Here is a 22,385-nt window from a genome sequence, read left to right as displayed (position 1 = left end):
CCCTCGGGAGGTGTGCTCGATGAGCGGACTGGTGACGTCCTCTTCCTCGCTGAAGGAGTTCTTCCGCGAACTGCTCCTGGAGGCCGCGGCCCGGCAGCGGGTGGCGCTGGGAGAGTCCACCGAGTTCTACCTGGTGAACCTGCTGGCGGAGTTCGCGGCCACGGACAAGCTGTTCAGCCGGGACGCGGAAGGCCGGCGCGACCACGAGCCGCTGGCGGAGCTGTACCACCGGGCGCTGCAGCAGGAGCGCGACGAGCGCATCCGCACGCTGCGGCGGCTGGGCGACGTGTCGCTCTACAAAGTGGGCTTCTTCTCTGGCGCGCTGCAGCAGGGGATGGTGGGCCCGGACTACTACATCCAGATGGGCGGAGCGGCGTACGGCCAGGTCGCGGAGCTGGTGCCCCCGGGGGGCTTCACCGGCGTGTACCGCGAGCTGTGCGACAAGTTCCGGTCGCTGGTGGAGGTGCTGGAGGAGATCAGCGCGCGCGGGCTGGTGAGCGCGGGGCCCGCTGGCGCGCTGCGCGTCTACGAGTCCTGGGCGCGCACCGGCAGCGACACGCTGGAGCGCGTGCTGGTGGACGCCGGGTGGGTTCCGCGCAAGAGCTCCCTTGCCAACTGACGCCGCGGACTTCCCGCTCGTGGGGCGGCTCCAGGCCCACCTGGAGGCCATCTACGGCTTCCGCTGCGAGGCGCGCGCGGAGGCCTTCGTGGTGGTGGACGCGGAGGTGGCCGCGCTCCTGGGCGGCACCGGCCGCGCGCCGGAGGAGCTGCTGGTGCTGGAGGCCCGGGGCGGACTGGAGCTGGCGCTCTACCTGGCCCCGGCGCTGCGCGAGCGCATGGAGCGCTATGACGCCAGCCCCCTGGGCTCCGTGCTGGAGGGCGACCTGGATGGCTACTGCCAGGTGACCGAGGGCGTCAGCCACTTCCTCTACGTCGCGCACACGGCGCACTACGAGCGCACGGTGTCGCTGCTGGAGTTGGAGGCCCAGGCGGAGGTGGACAAGTTCGTGGTGTGCCTGCTGCACCGCTGGGGCGAGGGGGTCGCCGGGTGGTCCCGCGAGCTGTTGGGCCGCCTCTTCGACCGCGTGGCGTACCAGCCCCGGCTGTCGGTGGAGGAGCGCTGGCGCTACGAGGAGGCGAACCGGCTCTCCCGCCGCTTCTGCGTGCGGCTCATGGGGCACGTCGCGAGCCGGCGGTTGGACAAGCTCCTCGGCGACCTGCGTTATGCCTACCGCCTGGGGGCGGAAGCCAAGCTGCGGCACTTCGCGCACGGCGGTTGATGGCCCGGCCGCCCCTCGCTTCGGGTAGGGTGGAGCCATGCCGCGCGAGGCGTCCTCAGGAGGCATCGTCATTCGCTTCCAGGAGGGCGCCTGGGAGGTGGCGGTCATCCGTCCGCACGGGCGGCACCTGTGGGCGCTGCCCAAGGGGCACGTGGATCCGGGAGAGACGCCGGAGCAGACCGCGCGCCGCGAGGTGCGGGAGGAGACGGGGCTCTCCGTGGCGCTGCTCGCGCCGCTGGGGGAGATCCGCTACGTCTACCAGTTCCGCGGGCAGCGCATCTTCAAGCGCGTCCACTTCTTCCTCTTCCGCTACGAGGCGGGAGAGCTGGGGCCGCTGCCGGGGCCGCGCGTGGAGGTGGACGAGGTGCGCTGGCTGCCCTTGGAAGGGCTGATTCCGGCGCTGGGGTACAAGGGTGAGAAGGCCGTCGCCGGCCGGGCGCTGCGGTGGATGCGCGCCCAGGGCCTGGCGCCCGGGGCTCCTCCCTCCGTGGAGGGGAAGGAGCCGGCGTAGCGGCAAGCGGGGGAGGCTACTTCTTGGCTTCCTCGCCCACGTACTTGCCGGAGAGCGCCTCGCGCACGTCGCGGTCGAACTTCACGCGCTGGGTGGCGACCTCGCGCAGGGCGAGCACGGGCGGCTTGTTCTTGGAGGTCTCCAGGATGGGCCGGGCGCCGGCCATCAGCTGGCGCGCGCGCTTGGCGCCCAGCAGCACCAGCGCGAACCGGTTGTCCACGTAGGGGAGGCAGTCTTCAACGGTAACGCGGGCCATGGAACATCCTTCTTGGCTCTGGTGAGCCGGTGGAAGCCTCTCAACCTAAAGAGCAGGGTTGGATCAGTCAAGGAAGGATGGCGGGCCGCACGCCCCGCCTGAAGCCCGGCCGGGCTTCGCCTGCCCGTCCGCCCCCTGCTCCTCCCCACGCCTGCTCCCAGGCCTCCCGTGTTGGGTGCCGCACACCGGGTTCTCATCCTCCGGAATTCAAGAGCGGGTGGCCTCAACGGATCAGGAGGGGTGCGTTTTTCCGAGGTGGGAATGGGATGTGAAGGTGGGTCTAAACCACCCCGTGCCGGAGGATGTCCGGCGCCGCGGGTTCGCATGAGGAGTCTTCCGCATGAGCGCAGTGGCATCGCGCGGCGCCGGCCGTGCCGGGTGCATGTCGGGTGGGAGGGGCGGGCCATGGGAGGGGCGTCCGTGAGCGGGCCGGTGCTGGTGACCGGGCCCACGGGCAACGTGGGGCGCGCGGTGGTGCGGGCGCTGCTGGCGGAAGGGGTGGCGGTGCGCGCGGCGGTGAAGTCGCCGGAGCACGCCACGTCGCTGCTCAAGGAGATGGACGGGGACGTGGCGCCGGTCCCGCTGGATTTCCTGCGGCCGGAGACGTTCCTTCCCGCGCTGGAGGGCGTGCGGGGCGTGTTCCTGATGCGGCCGCCGGCCATCTCCCACGCGGAAGGGGCGCTCAACGCGTTCATCGACGCGGCCGCGGCGCAGGGCGTGAAGCAGGTGGTGTTCCTGTCCATGGCGGGCGCGGAGAAGCGCTCATGGGCGCCGCACCGCGCGGTGGAGGAGCACCTGAAGCGCGCGTCCGTCGGGTGGACGCTGCTGCGTCCGGCGTTCTTCGCTCAGAACCTGGGGGACGCGTACCGCGAGGACATCCGGCAGGACGGCCGGCTCTACATGCCCGCGGGCCACGGCAAGGTGGCCTTCGTGGACGTGCGCGACATGGGCGAGGTGGCTGCGCGGGCGCTGCTGGACACATCCCTGCGCGACCGCGCCTTCACCCTCACCGGGCAGGAGGCGGTCACGTTCGGCGAGGTGGCGTCGGTGCTGTCGGAGGTGCTGGGCCGGCCCATCCGCTACGTGCCCGCTTCGGTGCCTGGCTACGTGCACCACCTGCACCAGCGCCGGCTGTCGTGGGGACAGCTGGGCATGCAGACCCTGATGCACGTGGGCCTGCGGTTCGGGAAGGCGGAGCAGGTGAACCCCACGCTCACCAACCTCCTGGGCCGCCCCACGCGCACGGTGCGCCAGTACATCGAGGACCACGCGCCGCTCTGGCGCTGACCGTCCTCAGACGTACCAGAGCGCCCACAGGATGAGCACCCCCTGCAGCGGCAGCCGCAGCCAGAGCAGGGCCGGGGGAAGCTTCCGGAACCGCTCCGGGTGCAGGGCCATGTGGAGGTTCGCGGGGAACACCGCCACGAAGAGCGCCACCAGCCCCCAGGCCGCCAGCCGCGTCGTGGCGGGCACCACCAGGAACACGCCCAGCAGCACCTCCGCCACGCCGCTGAGCAGCACCAGCTCCTTCGGGCGGGGCAGGTACGCCGGCATCATGCGCATGTACACGCGGGGGTTGAGGAAGTGGTTCACCCCCGCGCCGACCATGGACACCGCGAGCAGGTACTGCAGGACTGTCTTCACATCCATGGGGGTGGGGCTCCTCGCGGCGGCATCGAAGCCTGGGCGGGGCGCCCCGTCCACGCCTACTTTCCGGCGAACGCCTCTCCGACGATGGCGCGCGCCTCCTGGACGATGGTGTCCAGGTGCGCCTGGTCGCGGAAGCTCTCCGCGTAGATCTTGTAGACGTCCTCCGTGCCGGACGGGCGCGCGGCGAACCAGCCGTTCTCCGTCGTCACCTTGAGCCCGCCCAGCTCCGCGTTGTTGCCCGGCGCGCGGGTGAGGCGCTGGAGGATGGGCTCCCCCGCGAGCGACGTGGCCTTCACGGCCTCCGGCGTCAGCTTCTTCAGCGCGGCCTTCTGCGCGGACGTGGCCGGCTGATCGATGCGCGTGTACAGCGGCGCGCCGAACGTCTTCGCCAGGTCCTGGTAGTGCTGGCCGGGGTCCTTGCCGGTGCGCGCGAGGATCTCCGCCGCGAGCAGGTCCAGGATGATGCCGTCCTTGTCGGTGGTCCACACGGTGCCGTCGCGGCGCAGGAAGGACGCGCCGGCGCTCTCCTCGCCGCCGAAGCCCAGCGACCCGTCCAGCAGCCCGTCCACGAACCACTTGAAGCCCACCGGCACCTCCACCACGCGGCGGCCCAGGTCCTTCGCCACGCGGTCGATGAGGCTGCTGCTCACCAGCGTCTTGCCCACCGCCGCGTCCGCCTTCCAGCCCGGCCGGTTGCGGAACAGGTAGCTGATGGCGACGGCGAGGTAGTGGTTGGGGTTCATCAGCCCCTGGCTGCGGGTGACGATGCCGTGGCGGTCGGAGTCCGTGTCATTGCCGAAGGCGAGCGCGTACTGGTCCTTGAGCTTCACCAGGTTCGCCATCGCGTACGGCGACGAGCAGTCCATGCGGATCTTCCCGTCGTGGTCCGCGGGCATGAAGCCGAAGGTGGGGTCCACCGTGGGGTTCACCACCGTCAGGTCCAGGCCGTACTTCCGCGCGAGCGGCGCCCAGTAGTCCAGGTTGGAGCCCCCCAGCGGATCCGCGCCCAGGTGGAGCTTCGCGCCCCGGATGGCCTCCAGGTCCACCACGTTCGCCAGGTCCGCCACGTACGGGGTGATGAAGTCGTAGGCCTTCACCGTGGCGCTGGCGCGCGCCCGCTCGTAGGGGACGCGCTGGACGCCCTGGTTGCCCGCGGCCATCAGCTCGTTGGCGCGCTTCTCCACCCGCGAGGTGACCTGGGTGTCCGCGGGGCCGCCGTTGGGCGGGTTGTACTTGATGCCGCCGTCCTCCGGCGGGTTGTGGGACGGGGTGATGACGATGCCGTCCGCGAGCCCGCTCGTTCGACCCCGGTTGTACGTGAGGATGGCGTGGGAGATGACCGGCGTGGGCGTGGCGCCGTCCGTGTAGCGGACCTCGACGCCGTGGGCGGCCAGCACCTCCAGCGTGGTGCGCTGGGCGGGCTCCGACAATGCGTGGGTGTCCATGCCCAGGAACAGCGGACCGTCATAGCCCTGCTGCTTGCGGTACTCGCACAGGGCCTGCACCACCGCGAGGATGTGCGGCTCGTTGAAGCTGCGGCGCGCGGCGCTCCCGCGGTGCCCGGAGGTGCCGAAGGCGACGCGGTGCTCGGCCACGGACGCGTCGGGCGTGTCGTCGTAGTACTGCGCGCGCAGCTTCTCGGGGTCGATGAGCAGGTCGCGCGAAAGGGGCTTGCCAGCGGAGGGGTGGGCCATGACGGAGCCACCCTAGTCGCGCGCGCTGACGGAGGGGAGCCGAAGTCGCGGTCCCTGTCGGGCGCCGCACCGGTCATGACGCGCTCCGTCCAGTAGCGGGCGGGAGCGCGGACCGGGCGGGTAGGGGCGCGTGTCCGGAAGCCGTCAGCGCGCGGCGGCGACGGAGGGCGCCGTGGGCGGCATGGCCTCTGGCGCGGAGGGGGGCTCCTCCTCCACGGGTTGGGCCGCGTTCTCGGGCAGGAACATCAGCAGCACCAGCGCGGGGATGGCCGCCACGGCGGTGAAGCCGAAGAAGGTGGGCCAGCCCATCCACGTCGCCAGGTAGCCGGACACGGAGCCGATGAGCCGGTTGGCGATGGTGCCCAGCGCGGACAGCAGCGCGTACTGCGTGGCGCTGAAGCTCTTGTGGCACAGCGACATCAAGAACGCCGCGAACGCGGTCACGCCCAGGCCCGTGCACACGTTGTCCACGGCGATGGTGCTCGCGAGCATCACGTCGTTCTTGCCCACCAGCGCCAGCGCCATGAAGGCCAGGTTGGTGATGCCCTGCGCGGCGCCGAAGATGAAGAGCGCGCGGCGCATGCTGAGCTTCACCATCAGCAGTCCGCCTATCAGGCCGCCTCCGATGGTGGCCAACATCCCCAGCGTCTTGCTGAGCGCGCCAATCTCCGTGTTGGAGAAGCCCAGCTCGATGTAGAACGGCGTCACCATGCTGGCGGCGATGGCGTCTCCCAGCTTGTAGAGCACCAGGAACGCCAGCACCCCCAGCGCGTACTTGCGGCGGAAGTAGTCCACGAAGGGCCGCACCACCGCGTCCGCCAGGTTGCGCGGGGGCCGGACGCTCTGCGGCTCTGGGGCCAGCAGCGTGGCCAACACGCCCACGCCCATGAGCACGCCCATCACGTAGTACGTCCGGGACCAGCCCAGGTGGTCCGACAGGATGAACGCGAGCCCGCCCGCGACGAGCATGCCCAGCCGGTAGCCGGTGACGTAGATCGAGTTGCCGAGCCCGCGCTCCTCCATCGTGAGGCTGTCCGTGCGCCACGCGTCCGCGACGATGTCCTGGCTGGCGGACAGGAACGTCACCACCACGGCCATGCACGCCATGGCCACCGGCGCGTCCTTCGGGTTGACGAGCCCCATGGCCGCGATGGCGCCCATGAGCAGCACCTGCGTGAGCAGCATCCAGCCGCGGCGGCGGCCCAGGAAGGGCAGGGTGTAGCGGTCCATCAGCGGCGCCCACAGCACCTTGAAGGTGTAGGGCAGCGCCACCAGGCTGAAGATGCCGATGGTCTTGAGGTTCACCCCCTCGTTCTTCATCCACGCGGACAGCGTGACGCCGGTCAACCACAGGGGGAGGCCGGACGCGAAGCCGACGGCCATCAGGAGCCAGATGCGCCGGCTCTTCAAGACGGTGAGAAGCGAGGAATTGGGCATGGAGGGCGCGGGAGAACAGCCGCCAGCATAGAGAATCCACCCGGCGCGTCACCTTCCATGGGGCAGGGACTGTCCGCCCGGCTGCCCACCGGGCCGAAACCCGGGCCGCTTCCGGGGCTCAGAGGTCCAGCGCGGACACGTCCGGGCAGGTGCTTCGGTTGCCTTCGGTGGGATTGAGGAAGTCCCAGTTGCGCTGCATGAAGGTGATTCGCGTCCGGGCGTCCCAGCACTCGGTGTACTTCGCGCCCTTCGCGTCCCCCTCCAGGATGGTGAGCACCAGCACGCCCCGGCCGTCTGGCGTCCAGCGCGCCACGATGTCCAGCGTCTCCAGGAGCCCGCCGGGCACCAGGTCCTCCCCTGGCAGCCGGAAGGCCATCTCCCCCAGCCCCTCCGGCGTCTGACGCGACGCATAGCGCGTGTCGGGGAGCGCGGCGCCCTTGGCGGTGAACAGCAGCAGCACGTTCGTGGGCGGCGTCTTCGTCTGGTAGGCGATGTCCAGCCGGTCCACCCCCTCCGCGCCCTTCGTGTCGAAGCCCTTCGCGCGGGCCGCCTTGAAGTCCAGCGCGAGCGTCCCCTCGCCCTTGCGGATGCCGCCGTCCGCCTTGAAGCTGCCAGGCAGGTACGTCCACCAATCGCCTTCGCCCGCGCCCTGGGGACGGAACTGGAGGAGGTAGTTGAACTCCGCGCCGGTGCGCTCCATCACGAAGCGCAGCTCGTGGCCCGGGTGGTCGTCCGCGGGGAAGGGACCCCAGATGCGCCGGTCCGTCTCTCGCGTGGTGGGCGGGGCGTTGCGGAACAGCTCCAGCAGCGCGAGCAGGCCGTCCACGCTCGCGTTGAACTGCGAGCCCGCCGTGTACGCCTGGAGCGCCAGGCCCGACGTGCCCCCCAGCACCTGGAGGCCCAGCCGCTGGGTGCGCGTGCCCAGGCCCTGGCTGGCGCGGGCGGAGGCCGGCAGCTTCGCGGCCAGGTCCTCGCGCTGGGGCAGGGCGTTCTGGAACTCCAGGTCGTCGTTGGAGAAGTCGCCGCCGCACGCGACCGCGAGGAGGCTGGTCAGGGCCAGGGCTAGGTTTCGCATCACGTGCTCCCTCATGGCTCGTACGTGAGGAGCGCCGCCAGCTCCCAGTACCCCAGGGAGCGCTGCGCATCGACCGTGTATTGGAGATACTGCAGGCGGCTTCGCGCGGTGAGCTGCACGCGGGGCGTGAGCCGGAAGCGCGCTCCGGTCACCAGTCCCGGCGACACCATGGCGAAGTGCTGATCCGGGAACGCCGCGTCGTCGAACCGGCGGTTCATGACCAGGTACGCGACCCGCGCGCCCACGAAGGGCGCGACGCGGCCCAGGGGCCACTCGGCGGTGAGGCTGGTGCCCACGTTCACCACGGAGTACCGGTAGGCCGGCCCCGCGAGCGTGGGCAGCGCCAGCACGCTCTTCGTGCCGCCCACCACCGCGTCGAAGCCCCAGATCCAGTCGCGTCTGAAGTAGTCGTGCAGCTCGGCCTCCGCGCCGAAGAGGGGCACGGAGAGGAAGAGCGACTGGCGCACTTCCGGGTCGAAGAAGGACTGGAGGCCTCCGGTGAGCCCGAAGGCCCACCAGGAGCCCCGGTCCCGCGCCGCGCCCTTCACGGGATCGTCGGAGAAGGGGGCGTCCTTCAGCCGCGGCTCCTGCAACACGGTGGTCCGGCCGCGAGTGACCTCCACCTCGCCAATGCGCAGCCGGTCACTGAGCCGGCGCTTCACGCGGTACGTGCCGGGAGCCAGGGCCACGCGGCGCTCCGCGTCCTCGGCCTTGTCCAGCTCCGCGACGACGAGGCCGCCTGGATCCACGAAGTAGTACGAGCCCGCCGGGGCGCTGCCGGGCACGACCAGCCCCTCGGCGCTCGCGCGCAGGTCGGTGAGGACGAGGTCGCCGTTGCCCGCGAGGTCGTAGCTGAAGGTGGGGTGCTGGGGGCCCGCGCTGCTGTCGGCGGTGTCCGCGACGGTGCGCGCGTAGGCGTGCGAATAGGCCTCGAAGAGCGTCACGCGCCCATCGCCGCTGCGGTCCGCGTCGCCCAGCAGCCCGCTCGCCAGGTGGTGGGAGAAGTAGCTGCCACCCAGCGCGTCCGACTCCTGGGAGTCCTCGTCCGCGGCGCTGGAGGTGAGGATGACGACGCCGCGGGCATCGCGCGCCGCGCCGGACTCCACGTCGAAGGCGGGGGCCTTGCGCGCGCCCTTGGTGCGCGTGAGCGCGCCGGAGCGGCACGAGTCCAGGATGGCGATGCGGATGTCCACGGGGGCGTCGGCCAACCGGCGCTTGAGCGCGTCGAAGGCCAGCCGGGAGTCACCCAGGCGCAGCGCGCCGTCCTTCGCATGTCCGGAGTAGTAGACGAACAGCGCGGTGCGCTCGCCTCGCGCCTGCGCCGCGCGCGCCCGTTGCTCCAGCTCCGACAGCGCGAGGAGGAAGTCCTTCGCGTCGTTGTTCAGCAGGAGCTTCGCGTCGGACGGCGCGACACCGCCCAGCCGCGTGAGCAGGTCGTGCATCTTGCGCGCATCGCCGCGCGCGTAGCTCAAGGGCCGCGTGTCCGCTCCGCCTGCGTCGTTGCCCGCGATGAGCGCGAAGCGGTGCAGCGTGTCCGCGTGGGCGGTGGACACCCAGGCGACCACGAGCAGGGGAAGCCATGCGCGCGCGCTCGCGATAAAGGGGGCCGCTCTTTGTCCTGGCGCGCGAAGGCCCCGCACGACGGCCGACACCCACGCGGGGATGGAGGCCACCACGGCTCGCGTCCGGCGGAGCTGGACAGGCGGTGTCCGTCCCGGCGCGCGGTGTCTGACGGGGCCGTTGCTCATGGCTTCAGCAGGACCCACTGCGTCTGCGCTCCCGCCACATCCAGCGGGGCCATGCGCGTGACGTCCCGCCCCGCCGCCGCGAAGGCCTTCCGGGCCGCGTCGCTCAACGTGTCCATCGACACAGGCGTGTCCGTCAGGACCAGCACCACGCGCTCCGCGCCCGCGCCGGTGAACTCCACGCTCTCTGGCAGCCAGTGCTGTCCGGCGCCCGGCTCGACCGACAGGCTGTCGCCGGACTCGGGATACAGCGGCGTCACCTCACCCTGCGCATCCACCGACAGCGCCGCCACATAGCGGAACGCCTCCGCTGAATAGCCCAGCCGCACCCGCTCCCCGGGCCGCAGCCCCTCCGGCGCGTCCACGCTCGCCACGCGCTGTGGTTCCCCGCCGCCACCGATGCGCAGCTCCGCGCTCGCGCCGCCCTTGAGCCGGTTGCCCGCCACCGGATCCGAAACCCCGCCGCGCTCCAGCATCGGCCGCGCCAACACCAGCACCCCCACCGACGCCGCCACCGCCATCAGCGGCCGGACCCAGCGCGTGCTGGGCGCCGGCTCACTCCGTGCCTGGGGCTGCTTCTCGCGGGCCCGCTCCACGCCCGCCTCGAAGCGTTCGAAGGGCACCTCCGCCTCGAAGGAGGCCTGCGCCTCCGCGAACGAGCGGAGCGTCGCGCCACACCTCTCGCACGCGTCGGCGTGCTCCCGGGCGCGGGTGGCTTCCAGGGCGGGCAGCTCGCCGGCGTGCAGGCGACGCAATGTCCAGGTCGACTCGTGCGCGCTCATCGGACGCTCAGCTCCTCTCCACCCAGCTCCGCGAAATGCTCCAACCGCTTCCTCACCGTGGGCACCGACCGCCCCAGCACCCCGGCCACCTCTTCCAGGGTCATTCCATCCACGTGGTAGTGGATCGCCGCGGCCTGCGTCTCCGGGTCCACCCGGGCCAGCAGCTTGCGCACCAGGTCCCGCGTCTCCATCTCCTCCGCTCCGCCGTGGCCCTCCGAGCGGGCCGCCGCGTCCCTCGCGAACCACCGGCGCCACGCCGCCCCTTCCGAGCGCAGCTGGTTGAGGCAGTGGTGCGTGGCGATCTTCATCAGCCACGTGAGCGGAGAGGCCTCCGCCCGGAACGAATCCCCGTGCACCAGCGCGCGGGCGAAGACGTCGTGCATCGCGTCCTCCGCCCGGCTCGCGTCCTTCAGCAGATAACGGCAGCGCTCACGCACGCTGCCGCCGTACTTCACATACAGCTCGCGCAGGACGGCCCGCCGGTCCTCGGTGGGACGGGGAGGCACCACCTTCAGGGCCAGCGGGGTCGGTCCGGTCACGCGCGGCTCAGCCTACCGCGAGGAACCTCACAGCGACGAGTACACCGCCGCGTTGAAGCCACCGCAGGCGGCCTCCACTTCGCCGTAGCCCAGGCGGGGGTCCAGGCTGACGCGGAAGTAGGTGCTGAGGAAGTTGGCATCCCAGCACTCGTTCAGCGTGGCCTCGCCCACCAGGTCGCCCCCCGTCACCTTCACGTCCGAGCGGCCCACGCCCGTCGCCGCCCAACGGCTCTTGATGGACAGCTTCTCCAGCTTCGCGCGCAGCGGGTTGCCGTTGTCGATGTCCTTGTACGTCGCGAACTCGAACTCGCCGCCCGCCGTCGCGGACGCCTTGTAGTGGTAGTTCCCGTCCACGCGCTTGCTGGCGTCGTTCTCGTCACGCACCTGGTGGAAGTCCGCGTCCACCGTGGCCTCCGCCGTGGCGCTCGGGCGCGCGTAGCGGATCTCCACCGTGCCCACGTTGTCGTCGGCGTCCGGCAGGGTGCGCGACGCGTCCCAGTCGATGAGCAGCTCGCCGGAGCCGAAGCCCTTCATGCGCTCGCCGTTCGCGTCCACCGCCACCACCTGCGTGCCGGACAGCACCGCGCGGAACGCGCTGTCGTCCGCCGCCTTCGCCTTGCCCTCCAGCACCCACGAGAACGACGCGTCCCCTGACTTCGTCACCGTCAGCCGCCACGTCGTGGGGCTCAGGGCCTCCGTGCTCGGACCCCACACCGCCTTGTTCTCCTCCAGCGTCGTCGGCGGGTACTTGGTGATCTGCTCGATGAGGCCGAGCACCCACAGCGTGCCGCCGTTCACCGCCAGCGTGGCCGCCACCGTGGCCTGGTAGTACTCGGCCTTCTGCCCCTGTCCGTACATCGCGGACGGCCCCTCCGCCGTCAGGCCCTGGCCGTTCTGCTTCGGCGCCTTCACCTGCGTCATCTCCTTGGAGGGCAGGCCATCGCGGAACGTGTCGGCGTCGGTGCTCTGGGCATCGTTGCAGCCGGCGAACAGCAGGGAGGCACACAGCAGGCTCTTGCGCAGCATGGCGTCGTGTCCTTTCGGGGCCCGTCATGCGGGCCGTGCGGCAGGGAATTCGCTCCTATGGACACAGGCCCGCCGAAAAACAGAAAAGGGGCTCGCTTGGCTTGGAAACGCCCAATGAAACCAGGGGCTTGGCGGCTGGCTGGCTGCTCTCCGGCCGCCCTCGGCCGCCTGCCCGACGGTCGAAATGGGCCGTCCCTACCTTTCGCCCATGGAAAAACGACACCCGAACCATCCCGGGGAGATGGGTACGGACGCCACGCTGGCCGAGCGGGAGCGTGCTCCGGACGAGATCAACGCCCGGGCCAGAGCCGTCGGCCTGCTCCATGAGGCCGGGATCCCGTTCGTGGTGGGGGGGGCGTATGCCTACGCCACCTATACCGGCATCTATCGCGACACGAAGGACCTGGACCTGTTCCCCCGCAAGCGGGACGCCATCCGGGCCCTGGCCGTGCTGGAGAAGGATGGGTGGCGCACCGAGCGCCCCGACGAGGTGTGGCTCTACAAGGCCTTCAAGGGCGACTACTTCGTCGACTTCATCTTCTCCTCCGGCAACGGCGTGGCGACGGTGGACGACGAGTGGTTCACCCACGCGAAGAAGGCCACCATCTTCGGCTACGAGTGCCTCATCGCGCCGGCCGAGGAGATGATCTGGTCCAAGGCCTTCGTCACCGAGCGGGAGCGCTACGACGGCGCGGACATCAACCACCTCATCCTCAAGGCGGGGCGGGAGATGGACTGGGAGCGCATCCTCCGGCGGTTCGACCGCTATTGGGAGGTGCTCCTCAGCCACCTGATGATGTTCCGCTTCGCCTATCCCAGCGAGCGCGACATCGTGCCCAACTTCGTGATGACGGAGCTGATGGGGCGCACGCTCCAGACCGTGCGCGACGGCGGTTGGGATGAGCGCCTGTGCCGCGGCAACCTCGTGTCCAAGGTGAACTACCACGTGGACATCCACCACTGGGGATTTGGGGACGGCCGGGCGTGGGACGAGCAGGAAAGACCCGAGGGGGGAACACGTGGCGCGAGATCCGAGCTCGAAGATACGGCTGGCGGCGGTCGGTGACCTGCATTGCCGGGACGACCAGCACGGGCGCTTCCGTCAGCTCATCAAGCAGGTGAACGCCTCGGCGGACCTGCTGTTGCTGTGCGGGGACCTGACGGATCGCGGGATGATTGAAGAAGGCAAGGTGCTGGCCGAGGAGCTGTCGGCCCTGCGAGTCCCGTGCGCGGCGGTGCTGGGCAACCACGACTATGACCACGGGCAGGTGAAGGACATCTGCTCGGAGCTCTCCAAGGTCGGTGTGCACATCCTCGACGGCGACCATTTCATCTTCGAGAAGGTGCTGGGCGTCGCGGGCGTGAAGGGCTTCGGCGGTGGCTTCGGCAACGCGACGTTGCAGGCGTTCGGCGAGGGGCAGACGAAGTCCTTCGTGCAGGAGGCCGTCACGGAGTCGCTCAAGCTGGAGGCGGCGCTCAGCCACCTGGACACGCCCAAGAAGGTCGTGATCATGCACTACGCCCCCATCCCGGAGACGCTGGAGGGGGAGAACATCGAGATCCGCCCCTTCCTGGGGACGAGCCGCCTGTCGATGCCCATCGACCACTATGGCGCGGCCTATGTCTTCCACGGCCACGCGCACCACGGCGCGCGCGAAGGCAAGACGAAGAGCGGCATCCCGGTGCTCAACGTGGCCATGCCGCTGCTCACCAAGTTCACGCCCGAGCAGCGCTTCGCCCTGTTGGAGGTGTAGCGCTCCTTCAGGGCGCGGGGGCTCCGGCGTCGGGGCCCCCGGGCGGCGCCTCCTGAAGATCCGCGGCGTGCGTGGGCAGATCCTCGACCGCGCTCGCGGACAGCTCCACCAGGTCCGGGCCGGAGCCGCGCGCGTAGAGCCGTTCTTCCTCGCCGGGGACCGCGTCGCCCAGCCACAGCCGCGCCAGCTCGCGCCCCTCCGCGTCCCGGAGCACGACGCCCCGGAACGCGTCGCGGATGCCGTAGCGCTCCCAGCGCTTCACATTCGCTTCGCCAAACGCGGCGGCTCTCAAGGTCTCCAGCCTGCCCAGGAGCTTCACCACGCGGAAGTGCAGGGCGCGGCCTCCGTCAGGCCCCTCCACCTTCCACGCATCGCCGCCTTCCGCGCCGCGAGACACCACCACGGGGGCCGCCTTGCCCCCGGGGTGGAACTCCATGCGCCGCACGGCCTCGCGTGGGAACGCGAGCACGCGCCGGTCCTTCAGCTCCTGCACGCCAACATCCAGCGTCGTCAGCGCGCGCGCATCCACCTCCGCCAGCGTGGCCTGCGTGCCCTGCTCGCGCAGGGCATGGACCGTGGGAGTTCCCTCTCGCGTCACCTGGGCCAGCCGCACGCGGATGGGCTCGCCGGAAGAGGGGACGAAGCGCGCATCCACGACCGGGGTGTCCAGGCCCAGGGCCTTGCGCTGGGCGGCGGTGTCCTCGGGGAACGACAGGGCCTGCTGGCCCGCGAACTCCTTGAGCAGCTCCGCCAGGCGGCCGGCGTTCGCGCGGGTCTTCTCCGGCTTGTCCATCCGCCACGCCTTGCCGTCCACTTCGCGCGTCAGCACGTACGCGTGGCCCTTCGCCGTGACCTCGATGGACTGGAGCGACGCGACGTCCAGCGGCCCCAGGAACTCCTTGGCGCGCAGCTCGAAGGGGCCCTTGTCGAGCGAGTACCGCACGGCGCCGTCCGCCGCGTAGACGGTCGCATCTCCCTCACGGCGCACGTAGACGGAGCCATCGAAGGGGTTCTCATCCCCGCCAGCCAACGTCACCGTGCGCTGCCGGGCTGGGGTGTCCGCGCCTTCGCCGTTCGAGTCCGGAAGGTAGGCCCGCGCGGTCACGGTGAAGGCCGGCGACGCAAGGCCGTACTTCCTCAGGTCTGCGTCCGACGGCGAGGCATTCACCGTGGCCTTGAACTTCGCCGAGGTGAGCTGTTGAACCAGGGCCTCCACCGCGTACGGATCCGCCTTCGCCTCCACGGGGGCCACGAGCCGCCAGCCCTCCGGGGTGTGTTCCAGCTCTGTGGTGGCGCCCCGGGCCTTCACCGTCAGGTGGGTGAAGACGGGCGCCGCCGAAGGCGCCGGGCCGCGCACTGCTTCCACGGGCTCCGTCGCGAAGAGCCTGGGCGGTGGTGGGGGCTTCTCCGCTTCGCGTGAACACGCCAGGGGCCACACGGCCACGAAGCCCAGCAGCACCCCGGCGAAGGGCCTCACCGGTTCCTCCGCGACAGCCAGACGGCCAGCCCCACCCCCAGCAGCGACAGCGGGAGCAGGTCGGTGGAGACGAAGCGCAGCGTCCGCATCTGGTCCTCGCTCAGCTCCAGGGTGGAGGTCTCCCGGTCGGGCGGGCGCAGGGTGATCTTCTCCACCTGATGGGAGGCCCAGCCCAGGGCATTCATCACCAGGTTGCGGTTGGCCTCATGGCCCCAGTTCGGATCCAGCAGCAGCTCCGAATCCCCCACCGCCACCAGCCGTGCCTCGTCGAAGCGTCGGGCTTCCGCGCCGCGCGTGTCCCGGGTCGCGGCGGCCACGAGCGTGAGCTGCCCCATCTTCTCGCCGTCGGACGGCGTGGTGTCCTCCTGGGGCTTCGTCTCCACCCAGGCATAGGGCGAGCTCAGCAGCACGGGCTCCACCGCCACCCCGGGCAGGAAGCCCTCGCGGAACAGCGTGAAGCTGCGCACGGTGGGCAGCTGCACGTTGAACCCGCGCTCCTGGAGGGGGCGGGTGATGACGTGCTTGCCGTAGAAGTTGGACACGAGGACGAACGGGTTGCCCGAGTTGAACTGCGAGTCCGCCGCCACGCCTTCGTCCACCTGGATGCCGTAGTCCGCGAGGAACAGGCCCAGGCCGTCCGCCGTGTTCACGTCGGTGAAGTACAGCAGCCGGCCGCCCTCGCCCAGGTAGGTGCGGAGGGCCGCCACCTCCGGCGCCGTGTAGTCCTCCTTCGCTCCCGCGATGACCAGCAGCCCCGCGTCGCGAGGCACCTCCTTCAGGCCCAGGAGGTTGAGGGGTTCGGGGCGATAGCCTTCACGCAGCAACTGGCGCCGGAGCTCCGACAGTCCGTCGCCAGGACCCTGGGGGCCCTGCGGTGTCTCCAGGGGCCACTCGCCGTGCCCCTCGACGAAGTACACCTTCTGCGTGCCCGCCGCGCCCAGCTGGATCAGGGCGTTGGTCAGCTCCTGCTCGGAAGGAATCGGCAGCGGGGTGTGCGGCGCGGCGTCACCCTCGCCGCGGGACACGACGACTAGCGTCTGGCCTTCCTTGAGCTGGTACTTCGCGGCCAGGGACGGCTCGCGGCGCGGATCCACGAAGGCGAAGTCGAACGTGTCCGGTGCCGCCTCGTGGTAGCGCCGGAACAGCTCCTCCAGCTCGCCATAGGACGGGTGCGTGGGCGGGATGAGCGCCAGCGCGTGCGCCCGCTCCTTCAGGCGCGCGAGCGTCTGGAGCGTCTGGGGCGCGAGCGAGAAGATGCGCTCCCGCGTCAGGTCCCACCGCCGGTTCTTCTGGAAGGCGATGACGTTGAGCGCCACCAGCACGCCCAGCACGCCCAGCGTGGTGAGCACCGTGGACGCGAGGAACCGGCCCGTGCGGCGCGAGCCCGCGCGCCTCAGCTCCTGGCGGTGCGTGACGACGTACGCCGCGAGCATCGCCGCGCCCAGCACGGCCTTGCCTCCCGCGAGCGCCACGCTGCCGGAGGTGAGGAACAGCGTGAACGGGCTGGACAGCAGGAGCAGCAGGCCAAAGGCCCCCAGCACCCGGGTGACGTGGGTCGCTCTCATGGTCACGCGTAGCGCTGCGCTTCCACCGCGCGGTGGGTGAGCAGCAGCGAGAACAGGATGACGGACGCGAAGAACACCAGCGCCTGCACTTCCAGGACGCCCTGGATCATGCCCTGCAACTGGGTATCGAAGGACAGGTAGCTCAGGAACGAGCGCAGGGGCTCCGCGGTGGACTGGGCCACGCCCCGCAGGAGCATCCACGGCAGCAGCACGGTGAAGGTGAGGAAGGCCGCGAGCATCTGGCTCTCCGTGAGCGCGGAGATGAACAGCCCCACCGCCATGCAGGTGGCGCCCCAGAGCAACACCGCGCCGTAGCCCAGGAGCACCGTGGGCCACTCGAGCGCGGGCCCGGATACGCCCGAGCCCACCACGGACAGGAGCACCGGGAACACCAGCGTCAGCCCCAGCGTCACGAAGATGAGCCCCAGCCCGCCCAGGTACTTGCCCAGCACGATGTCCACCGGCCGCACCGGCGTCGTCAGGAGCAGCGCGAACGTCTTCTGGCGCTTCTCCTCCGCGAACAGGCGCATGGACAGGAAGGGCGCGACGAAGAGCGTGATGATCAGCACCACGCCCCACAGCTGCACCACCACGCCGTCGGTGAGGTTGCGATAGACGATGGAGTCCGGAGGCAGCCGGCTCCAGCCGTGCTCGCGCGCCAGGGACTGCACCTGCTGGAACTGCTCCAGCAGGCTGACGAAGAAGAACGACGACAGCGCCGCCATGGCCGTGAACACGGCATAGGCCCACGGGGTGGTGAAGGCGACGGCCAGTTCCTTGCGGGCAATGGCCAGGGCGGTGCGCATGCGCGGAGGTTCCTTGGGGAGGGGGAGGGCGCGGCCGTCAGGCGGCGGTCAGCTTGATGAAGACTTCTTCCAGCGACGCGTGCTCCGCCTGGCCATGGGACTTCGCCAGCCGGTCGATGGCGTCATGGGCCACCACGCGGCCCTGGTGGAGGATGAGCACCTTCTCGCACGTCACGGTCACCTCCGGGAGGATGTGCGTGGAGAGCAGCACCGTGTGCTTCCCCGACAGGCCGCGAATCAGTGCCCGCAGGTCCGCGCGCTGCGCGGGATCCAGGCCCTCTGTGGGCTCGTCGAGGATGAGCACCGGCGGTGACCCGATGAGCGCCTGCGCGATGCCCACGCGCTGCTGGAAGCCCTTGGACAGGTTCTGGAGCACGCGGCCCAGCACGTCGCTCACGCCGGTGAGCCCCGCCACCCGCTCCACCTCCGCCTTCACGGCGCGGCCGGGCAGCTGCTTGAGCGCGGCCACGAACGCCAGGTAGCCGTGCACCGTCAGCTCCGGATACAGCGGGGGTGTCTCTGGCAGGTACCCGATGCGCCGTTTGACCTCCATCGGGTGCGTGGACACGTCGAAGCCCGCCACCTTCGCGCTGCCCTCGGAGGGCGGCAGGAAGCCGGTGAGGATCTTCATCGTGGTGGACTTGCCCGCGCCGTTGGGCCCGAGGAAGCCCAGCAGCTCCCCCTCACCCACGGTGAAGGACAGGTCCTCGATGGCCACGCGATCGCGGTAGCGCCGGGTGAGGTTGCGCACCTCGATGATGGGCTTCTCGGTGATTGGCATGCGCGGGGGTGAACTCTACACTGCCCGGGAAGCGAGGCGTGGATGCCAATCGTGGTGCAGAAGTACGGCGGCTCATCGGTCGCTGATGCGGAGAAGCTGGGCAAGGTCGCCCGTCGCGTGAAGCAGAAGCGGGACGCGGGGTACCAGGTCGTGGTCGTGGTCAGCGCCATGGGCGACACCACGGACGACCTGCTGGCGCTGGCCAAGGGCGTGTCCCAGGATCCGCCCCGGCGTGAACTGGACATGCTCCTGACCTGCGGCGAGCGCATCTCCATGGCGCTCCTGTCCATGGCGCTCCAGGAGCAGGGCGTGCCGGCCATCAGCTTCACCGGCAGCCAGAGCGGCATCATCACCAACGACGCGCACGCGCAGGCGCGCATCGTGGAGGTGCGGCCGTATCGCATCCAGGACGAGCTGGCCAACGGCAAGGTCGTCATCGTCGCGGGCTACCAGGGCGTCTCCTACAAGAAGGAGGTGACGACGCTGGGGCGCGGCGGCTCGGACACCACCGCGGTCGCGCTGGCGGCGGCGCTGGAGGCGGAGGCCTGTGAAATCTACTCGGACGTGGACGGCGTCTTCAGCGCGGATCCGCGCGTCGTGCCGGACGCGCGCAAGCTGGAGTCGCTGAGCTACGACGAGATGCAGGAGCTGGCGAGCGCCGGAGCCAAGGTGCTCAACGCCCAGGCCGTGGAGTGGGCCAAGTCGCGCGGCATCACCATCCTCGCGCGCACCGCGCACGGTCAGGGCACCGGCACCCGCGTGCAGGAGCTGGCCGTGCCCACCGACAGCCGCGTCAAGGGCGTGACGGCCGACGCGGAGATGGCCGTGCTCGTCGCCCACGCCAGCGTGCCCTTGCAAGAGCTGCTGGAGTTCCTGGACGCGCGCGCGGTGCGCGGCCGCACGCTGGCCCATGACGCCCTGCCGGGTGCGCAGGGGCGCGCGTTCCTCGCGGTGCCGCTCGCGGATGTGCACGGCCCGGAGGCGCTCCAGCGCGAGCTGGCCACGCGGTTCGGCGCGGCGGTGGAGTGGCGGGACACATGGGGCACCGTCACCTGTGTGGGTGTGGGGCTCAACGCGGACTGGGTGCCGCTGCGCAAGGCCCTGTCCGCGGCCGAGGACCTGTCCGCCCAGGTGCACGCCGTGAGCACCTCGCCGCTCCAGGTGACGCTCCTGGTCGACAAGACCCACCTCAAGACGTTGACGGCCCGCCTGCACCGCGAACTGCTGGGCAGCTGACATCCGCGGCGCCGCCGGACCTTCGTTGATCCGGTGACTTGCGCGCCGCACTGGGGGGCAGGCGGCCATCAACTGTCGAACGCCGGTTCCCTATCAGGGGAGGGCGCTTCCCTCCCTGAAGTCGATGCCTACCCTCCGTTCCTGAACACCGGGGAGGGTCGGGCATGCGACACGGGCATGGGTGGATGGGGCTGGGGGTGGTGTTGGCGCTCCTGGCGACGGGCGCCACCGGATGCAAGGACTCCGGCCCGGCGCCTGGAACGCCTCCGCCCGGCGACCGCCACGATGAGCCACCCCTCAGCCATGACGGCGGGGGTGTGTGGGCCGGCTCTGACGGTGGCGTCGTCGTTCCCGAATACGACGCGGGCATGCCGGAAGACGAATCGGATGCTGGCACGCTGCCGGACGGGGGCTTGGCGCTGCCCGCGCGTGACGCGGACGCGGTGCGCCGGGAGAACCAGAGGAAGGGCACCACCAGCTGGCGCATCGACAAGAACGCCAACAGCCGGGAGATTGAAGGCTACGCCCTCCAGTCCACCGTGAAGCCGGGTGAGTCGCTGCGGGTGGCGGTTTCCTTGTCGGAGGCGCGGAAGTTCTCCTGGTTCGTCTACCGCATGGGCTACTACGGCGGCACGGGAGCCCGCGAGGTCGCGCGCGGCGGCCCGGTGCAAGGCACCCGGCAGCCGGACTGTCCGGTGGATCCGACGACGGGCATCATCGCCTGTGGCTGGTCGCCCACGCTCGACATCCCCATCCGGGAGGACTGGGTCCGCGGCGTGTACGTGGTGAAGCTCGTGCGTGACGACCGGCCCTCACGCTACGTGCCCTTCTTCGTTCGCGACGCCAACCCTCGCTCGGAAGTGGCGGTGCTCATCCCCACCGCCACCTGGGCGGCCTACAACACCTGGGGCGGCACCAGCCTCTACGATGATCAGCAGGGCGTGATGAAGGCGCATGGTGTCTCGCGCGCCTTCCAGTCCTCGTATGACCGGCCCTTCTACCGGGGGCAGGGGGCAGGGCACCTGATGACGGACGACCTCAGCCTCGTGACGTGGCTGGAGTCCCAGGACCTGGACGTGGGCTACTTCACCGACGAGGACCTGGACGAAACCTACGATGTCCTGCGGGGCGCGAAGGTGTTCGTGATGTCCGGCCACGATGAGTACTGGTCATCCCGGCAGCGCGACTTCGCGGACCGCGCGCTCTCCGAGGGCCGGTCCGTCCTCAACCTGGGCGCGAACAACGCCTACTGGCAGGTGCGCTTCGAGCCCTCGGCGGACGGACGGCCGCGCCGGATCGTCACCTGCTACAAGGGCGCGCCCGAGGACCCCTACAAGGACCAGCGCAGGACGGTGAAGTTCCGCGACCTGCCCGCGCCCCGTCCGGAGAACGCGCTGCTGGGCGTGCAGTTCGCGGCGCGCTGGCACCAGTGGCCCTTTCCCTCCGTCATCACCCGCCCGGACCACTGGGCCCTCGCGGGCACGGGCCTCAAGGCAGGGGACACGCTGTGGATGGCGAACGGCTACGAGATGGACCAACTGGTGGACAACGGCCGCCAGCCCGCTGGCGTGGACGTGCTCGCCGAGTCCCCGGCGCTCTCGCTCCAGGGTGGCTTTGGCTTCTCTCACATGGTCGTGCGCAAGCAGGGGGACGCGTACGTGTTCTCGGCGGGCGGCATCGACTTCGTGCAGAAGCTGGCCGGGGTGACGGAGCGCGAGGCGGATCCACGCGCGGCCCGTATCGTGGCCAACGTGCTCTACAAGGCGCTGGGCCAGAAGGTGCCGGCGGACCTGGTGCGGTTCCAGCCCCCCGCGGCCCCCGCGGCCCAGGGGCCCTTCGCGCAGTCCGTGCAGACGGTGGCGGGGACCCCTGGCAAGCGCTGCCACTCGGACAGCAAGGTGGCGCCGGATGCGCTGGGCGCACCGCTCGCGGTCGCCGTGTTGCCGGACGGCGGCTGGGCGGTGGCGGACGCGCTGGGCAACGCCGTCAAGCGCGTGGCTGTGGGCGGACAGGTCCGCACGATCCTCACCGGGCTCTCCGGCCCCATGGGCCTCGCCGCGGACGCGCTGGGCAACCTCTACGTGTCCGACACAGAGAACGCGCTCATCCGGCGCATCACCCCCGAGGGCCGGGCGGACGTGTTCGCGGGCAGCACCCCTGGCTATCAGGATGGCCCCGCGCACGATGCGACCTTCAACCAGCCCGCGGGCCTGTCTTTCACCGCGGATGGCACGGCGCTGCTCGTGGCGGACCTGAACAACGGCGTCATCCGCCGCATCGACATGGTGACGCCCGGCAATCCGGTGACGACCCTCCCCGGCGACTGGCTCTACCGGCCCTCCGCGGTGGCGCAGGCGGCGGATGGCACCACGTACGTGGTGGAGAGCGGGATGGCCCGGGTGGTGCGCGTGCGCGACGGCGTCACCCGCGTGATGACGGGCTCGACGCCCGGCTTCAGCGACGGAGACGCGAGGGACGCCCAGCTCATGCCGTATCTGGGCCTGGCGCTGCTGACGGATGGTTCGCTCGCGATCTCCGACCCCGGCAACTACCGCGTGCGCCGGCTCGTCTTCGACGCGGCGGGTGAGCCGCGGAAGCTGACCACGCTCGCGGGCAGCGGCCGTTATGGCGCCGAGGATGGCGCAGGCAAGGAGGCCCAGCTGGTGCTCCCCGCGGGGCTCGCGGTGGGGCCGGAGGGCACCCTCTACGTGGCGGACGCCGGCAACTCGCTGATCCGCGCCATCAAGCGCTGAGGTGTCCGCCCGAAAGGA

At 70.7% G+C, this 22,385-nt stretch carries 21 protein-coding genes; 8 read left to right on the top strand and 13 right to left on the bottom strand.

Going from position 1 to position 22,385, the window contains the following annotated elements; genetic code table 11:
* Positions 1-19 precede the first annotated feature (19 nt).
* Genes GTY96_RS29895 through GTY96_RS29885 form a run of 3 tightly spaced genes read left to right on the top strand, consistent with a single transcriptional unit; the run spans position 20 to position 1,791 of the window.
* On the top strand, positions 20-619 hold the full coding sequence (locus GTY96_RS29895) for a hypothetical protein (protein ID WP_143907184.1): 600 nt from the start codon (positions 20-22) through the stop codon (positions 617-619).
* A complete protein-coding gene (locus tag GTY96_RS29890) occupies positions 609-1,280 on the top strand; it encodes a hypothetical protein (RefSeq protein WP_161666512.1) in 672 nt (223 codons plus the stop codon). The genes GTY96_RS29895 and GTY96_RS29890 overlap by 11 nt, the downstream gene beginning before the upstream one ends.
* 37 nt (positions 1,281-1,317) lie before the next feature.
* On the top strand, positions 1,318-1,791 hold the full coding sequence (locus tag GTY96_RS29885) for an NUDIX hydrolase (RefSeq protein WP_161666511.1): 474 nt from the start codon (positions 1,318-1,320) through the stop codon (positions 1,789-1,791).
* A gap of 16 nt (positions 1,792-1,807) precedes the next feature.
* On the opposite strand, the gene rpoZ is transcribed toward GTY96_RS29885, so the two are convergent.
* Positions 1,808-2,047, bottom strand: a complete 240-nt coding sequence (gene rpoZ / locus GTY96_RS29880; RefSeq protein WP_143907178.1) for a DNA-directed RNA polymerase subunit omega — start codon at positions 2,045-2,047, stop codon at positions 1,808-1,810.
* Between the two features lie 405 nt (positions 2,048-2,452).
* Here rpoZ and GTY96_RS29875 point away from each other — a divergent pair, with 405 nt between their 5' ends.
* Positions 2,453-3,334, top strand: a complete 882-nt coding sequence (locus GTY96_RS29875) for an SDR family oxidoreductase (protein ID WP_201756528.1) — start codon at positions 2,453-2,455, stop codon at positions 3,332-3,334.
* Positions 3,335-3,340: 6 nt separating this feature from the next.
* On the opposite strand, the gene GTY96_RS29870 is transcribed toward GTY96_RS29875, so the two are convergent.
* The 8 genes from GTY96_RS29870 to GTY96_RS29835 form a co-directional block, all read right to left on the bottom strand.
* Positions 3,341-3,697: a DoxX family protein gene (locus tag GTY96_RS29870; protein ID WP_143907176.1), complete on the bottom strand. Its 357-nt coding sequence runs from the start codon at positions 3,695-3,697 to the stop codon at positions 3,341-3,343.
* Positions 3,698-3,753: 56 nt separating this feature from the next.
* A complete protein-coding gene (gene pgm, locus GTY96_RS29865; protein ID WP_161666510.1) occupies positions 3,754-5,391 on the bottom strand; it encodes a phosphoglucomutase (alpha-D-glucose-1,6-bisphosphate-dependent) in 1,638 nt (545 codons plus the stop codon).
* Between the two features lie 144 nt (positions 5,392-5,535).
* On the bottom strand, positions 5,536-6,828 hold the full coding sequence (locus GTY96_RS29860) for an AmpG family muropeptide MFS transporter (RefSeq protein ID WP_161666509.1): 1,293 nt from the start codon (positions 6,826-6,828) through the stop codon (positions 5,536-5,538).
* Between the two features lie 118 nt (positions 6,829-6,946).
* Complete coding sequence (locus GTY96_RS29855; RefSeq protein ID WP_201756527.1) at positions 6,947-7,903, bottom strand: hypothetical protein; 957 nt, start codon at positions 7,901-7,903, stop codon at positions 6,947-6,949.
* An 11-nt stretch (positions 7,904-7,914) separates the two neighbouring features.
* A complete protein-coding gene (locus tag GTY96_RS29850) occupies positions 7,915-9,651 on the bottom strand; it encodes a caspase family protein (protein WP_407926988.1) in 1,737 nt (578 codons plus the stop codon).
* Positions 9,648-10,430, bottom strand: a complete 783-nt coding sequence (locus tag GTY96_RS29845; RefSeq protein ID WP_161666507.1) for a DUF4384 domain-containing protein — start codon at positions 10,428-10,430, stop codon at positions 9,648-9,650. The genes GTY96_RS29850 and GTY96_RS29845 overlap by 4 nt, the downstream gene beginning before the upstream one ends.
* Positions 10,427-10,969 carry an RNA polymerase sigma factor gene (locus GTY96_RS29840; RefSeq protein ID WP_255442839.1) on the bottom strand — a complete coding sequence of 181 codons (543 nt, stop codon included), beginning with the start codon at positions 10,967-10,969 and terminating at the stop codon, positions 10,427-10,429. The genes GTY96_RS29845 and GTY96_RS29840 overlap by 4 nt, the downstream gene beginning before the upstream one ends.
* A gap of 27 nt (positions 10,970-10,996) precedes the next feature.
* Positions 10,997-11,995, bottom strand: a complete 999-nt coding sequence (locus tag GTY96_RS29835) for a hypothetical protein (RefSeq protein WP_143907166.1) — start codon at positions 11,993-11,995, stop codon at positions 10,997-10,999.
* Between the two features lie 241 nt (positions 11,996-12,236).
* Between GTY96_RS29835 and GTY96_RS29830 the strand changes: the two genes are divergently transcribed.
* Positions 12,237-13,061, top strand: coding sequence for a nucleotidyltransferase (locus tag GTY96_RS29830; RefSeq protein ID WP_143907164.1), 825 nt, complete (start codon positions 12,237-12,239; stop codon positions 13,059-13,061).
* Positions 13,045-13,749 (top strand): metallophosphoesterase family protein, encoded by a 705-nt coding sequence (locus GTY96_RS29825; RefSeq protein ID WP_143907447.1) that lies wholly within the window; start codon positions 13,045-13,047, stop codon positions 13,747-13,749. The genes GTY96_RS29830 and GTY96_RS29825 overlap by 17 nt, the downstream gene beginning before the upstream one ends.
* A 7-nt stretch (positions 13,750-13,756) precedes the next feature.
* On the opposite strand, the gene GTY96_RS29820 is transcribed toward GTY96_RS29825, so the two are convergent.
* From GTY96_RS29820 to GTY96_RS29805, 4 genes are read right to left on the bottom strand one after another with little or no spacing between them, the layout of a single operon-like run.
* Positions 13,757-15,226: a DUF4340 domain-containing protein gene (locus GTY96_RS29820; RefSeq protein WP_161666506.1), complete on the bottom strand. Its 1,470-nt coding sequence runs from the start codon at positions 15,224-15,226 to the stop codon at positions 13,757-13,759.
* Positions 15,223-16,791, bottom strand: coding sequence for a GldG family protein (locus tag GTY96_RS29815; RefSeq protein WP_161666505.1), 1,569 nt, complete (start codon positions 16,789-16,791; stop codon positions 15,223-15,225). Before GTY96_RS29815 ends, GTY96_RS29820 begins: the two co-directional genes overlap by 4 nt.
* Positions 16,792-16,793: 2 nt before the next feature.
* A complete protein-coding gene (locus GTY96_RS29810) occupies positions 16,794-17,597 on the bottom strand; it encodes an ABC transporter permease (RefSeq protein WP_143907158.1) in 804 nt (267 codons plus the stop codon).
* A gap of 37 nt (positions 17,598-17,634) precedes the next feature.
* On the bottom strand, positions 17,635-18,378 hold the full coding sequence (locus tag GTY96_RS29805) for an ABC transporter ATP-binding protein (protein WP_186002129.1): 744 nt from the start codon (positions 18,376-18,378) through the stop codon (positions 17,635-17,637).
* 42 nt (positions 18,379-18,420) lie between these two features.
* Here GTY96_RS29805 and GTY96_RS29800 point away from each other — a divergent pair, with 42 nt between their 5' ends.
* Positions 18,421-19,614: an aspartate kinase gene (locus GTY96_RS29800; protein ID WP_143907156.1), complete on the top strand. Its 1,194-nt coding sequence runs from the start codon at positions 18,421-18,423 to the stop codon at positions 19,612-19,614.
* A gap of 164 nt (positions 19,615-19,778) precedes the next feature.
* Complete coding sequence (locus GTY96_RS29795; protein ID WP_161666504.1) at positions 19,779-22,367, top strand: N,N-dimethylformamidase beta subunit family domain-containing protein; 2,589 nt, start codon at positions 19,779-19,781, stop codon at positions 22,365-22,367.
* Positions 22,368-22,385: the final 18 nt, after the last annotated feature.

Source organism: Corallococcus silvisoli (genome assembly GCF_009909145.1).
In the GTDB taxonomy this organism is placed as follows: Bacteria; Myxococcota; Myxococcia; order Myxococcales; family Myxococcaceae; genus Corallococcus; species Corallococcus silvisoli.
The sequence above is the reverse complement of the archived record's forward strand: the minus strand, read 5'-3'. Positions and strand labels throughout refer to the sequence as shown.

What these genes read in the sequence shown, in the direction of transcription:
- rpoZ (WP_143907178.1), bottom strand. Translation starts at nt 2,047, where the DNA reads ATGGCCCGCGTTACCGTTGAAGACTGCCTCCCCTACGTGGACAACCGG.
- GTY96_RS29875 (WP_201756528.1), top strand. Translation starts at nt 2,453, where the DNA reads ATGGGAGGGGCGTCCGTGAGCGGGCCGGTGCTGGTGACCGGGCCCACG.
- GTY96_RS29805 (WP_186002129.1), bottom strand. Translation starts at nt 18,378, where the DNA reads ATGCCAATCACCGAGAAGCCCATCATCGAGGTGCGCAACCTCACCCGG.
- GTY96_RS29835 (WP_143907166.1), bottom strand. Translation starts at nt 11,995, where the DNA reads ATGCTGCGCAAGAGCCTGCTGTGTGCCTCCCTGCTGTTCGCCGGCTGC.
- GTY96_RS29850 (WP_407926988.1), bottom strand. Translation starts at nt 9,651, where the DNA reads ATGAGCAACGGCCCCGTCAGACACCGCGCGCCGGGACGGACACCGCCT.
- GTY96_RS29815 (WP_161666505.1), bottom strand. Translation starts at nt 16,791, where the DNA reads ATGAGAGCGACCCACGTCACCCGGGTGCTGGGGGCCTTTGGCCTGCTG.
- GTY96_RS29855 (WP_201756527.1), bottom strand. Translation starts at nt 7,903, where the DNA reads ATGCGAAACCTAGCCCTGGCCCTGACCAGCCTCCTCGCGGTCGCGTGC.
- GTY96_RS29830 (WP_143907164.1), top strand. Translation starts at nt 12,237, where the DNA reads ATGGGTACGGACGCCACGCTGGCCGAGCGGGAGCGTGCTCCGGACGAG.
- GTY96_RS29870 (WP_143907176.1), bottom strand. Translation starts at nt 3,697, where the DNA reads ATGGATGTGAAGACAGTCCTGCAGTACCTGCTCGCGGTGTCCATGGTC.
- GTY96_RS29795 (WP_161666504.1), top strand. Translation starts at nt 19,779, where the DNA reads ATGCGACACGGGCATGGGTGGATGGGGCTGGGGGTGGTGTTGGCGCTC.
- GTY96_RS29860 (WP_161666509.1), bottom strand. Translation starts at nt 6,828, where the DNA reads ATGCCCAATTCCTCGCTTCTCACCGTCTTGAAGAGCCGGCGCATCTGG.
- GTY96_RS29845 (WP_161666507.1), bottom strand. Translation starts at nt 10,430, where the DNA reads ATGAGCGCGCACGAGTCGACCTGGACATTGCGTCGCCTGCACGCCGGC.
- GTY96_RS29800 (WP_143907156.1), top strand. Translation starts at nt 18,421, where the DNA reads ATGCCAATCGTGGTGCAGAAGTACGGCGGCTCATCGGTCGCTGATGCG.
- GTY96_RS29895 (WP_143907184.1), top strand. Translation starts at nt 20, where the DNA reads ATGAGCGGACTGGTGACGTCCTCTTCCTCGCTGAAGGAGTTCTTCCGC.
- GTY96_RS29885 (WP_161666511.1), top strand. Translation starts at nt 1,318, where the DNA reads ATGCCGCGCGAGGCGTCCTCAGGAGGCATCGTCATTCGCTTCCAGGAG.
- GTY96_RS29810 (WP_143907158.1), bottom strand. Translation starts at nt 17,597, where the DNA reads ATGCGCACCGCCCTGGCCATTGCCCGCAAGGAACTGGCCGTCGCCTTC.
- pgm (WP_161666510.1), bottom strand. Translation starts at nt 5,391, where the DNA reads ATGGCCCACCCCTCCGCTGGCAAGCCCCTTTCGCGCGACCTGCTCATC.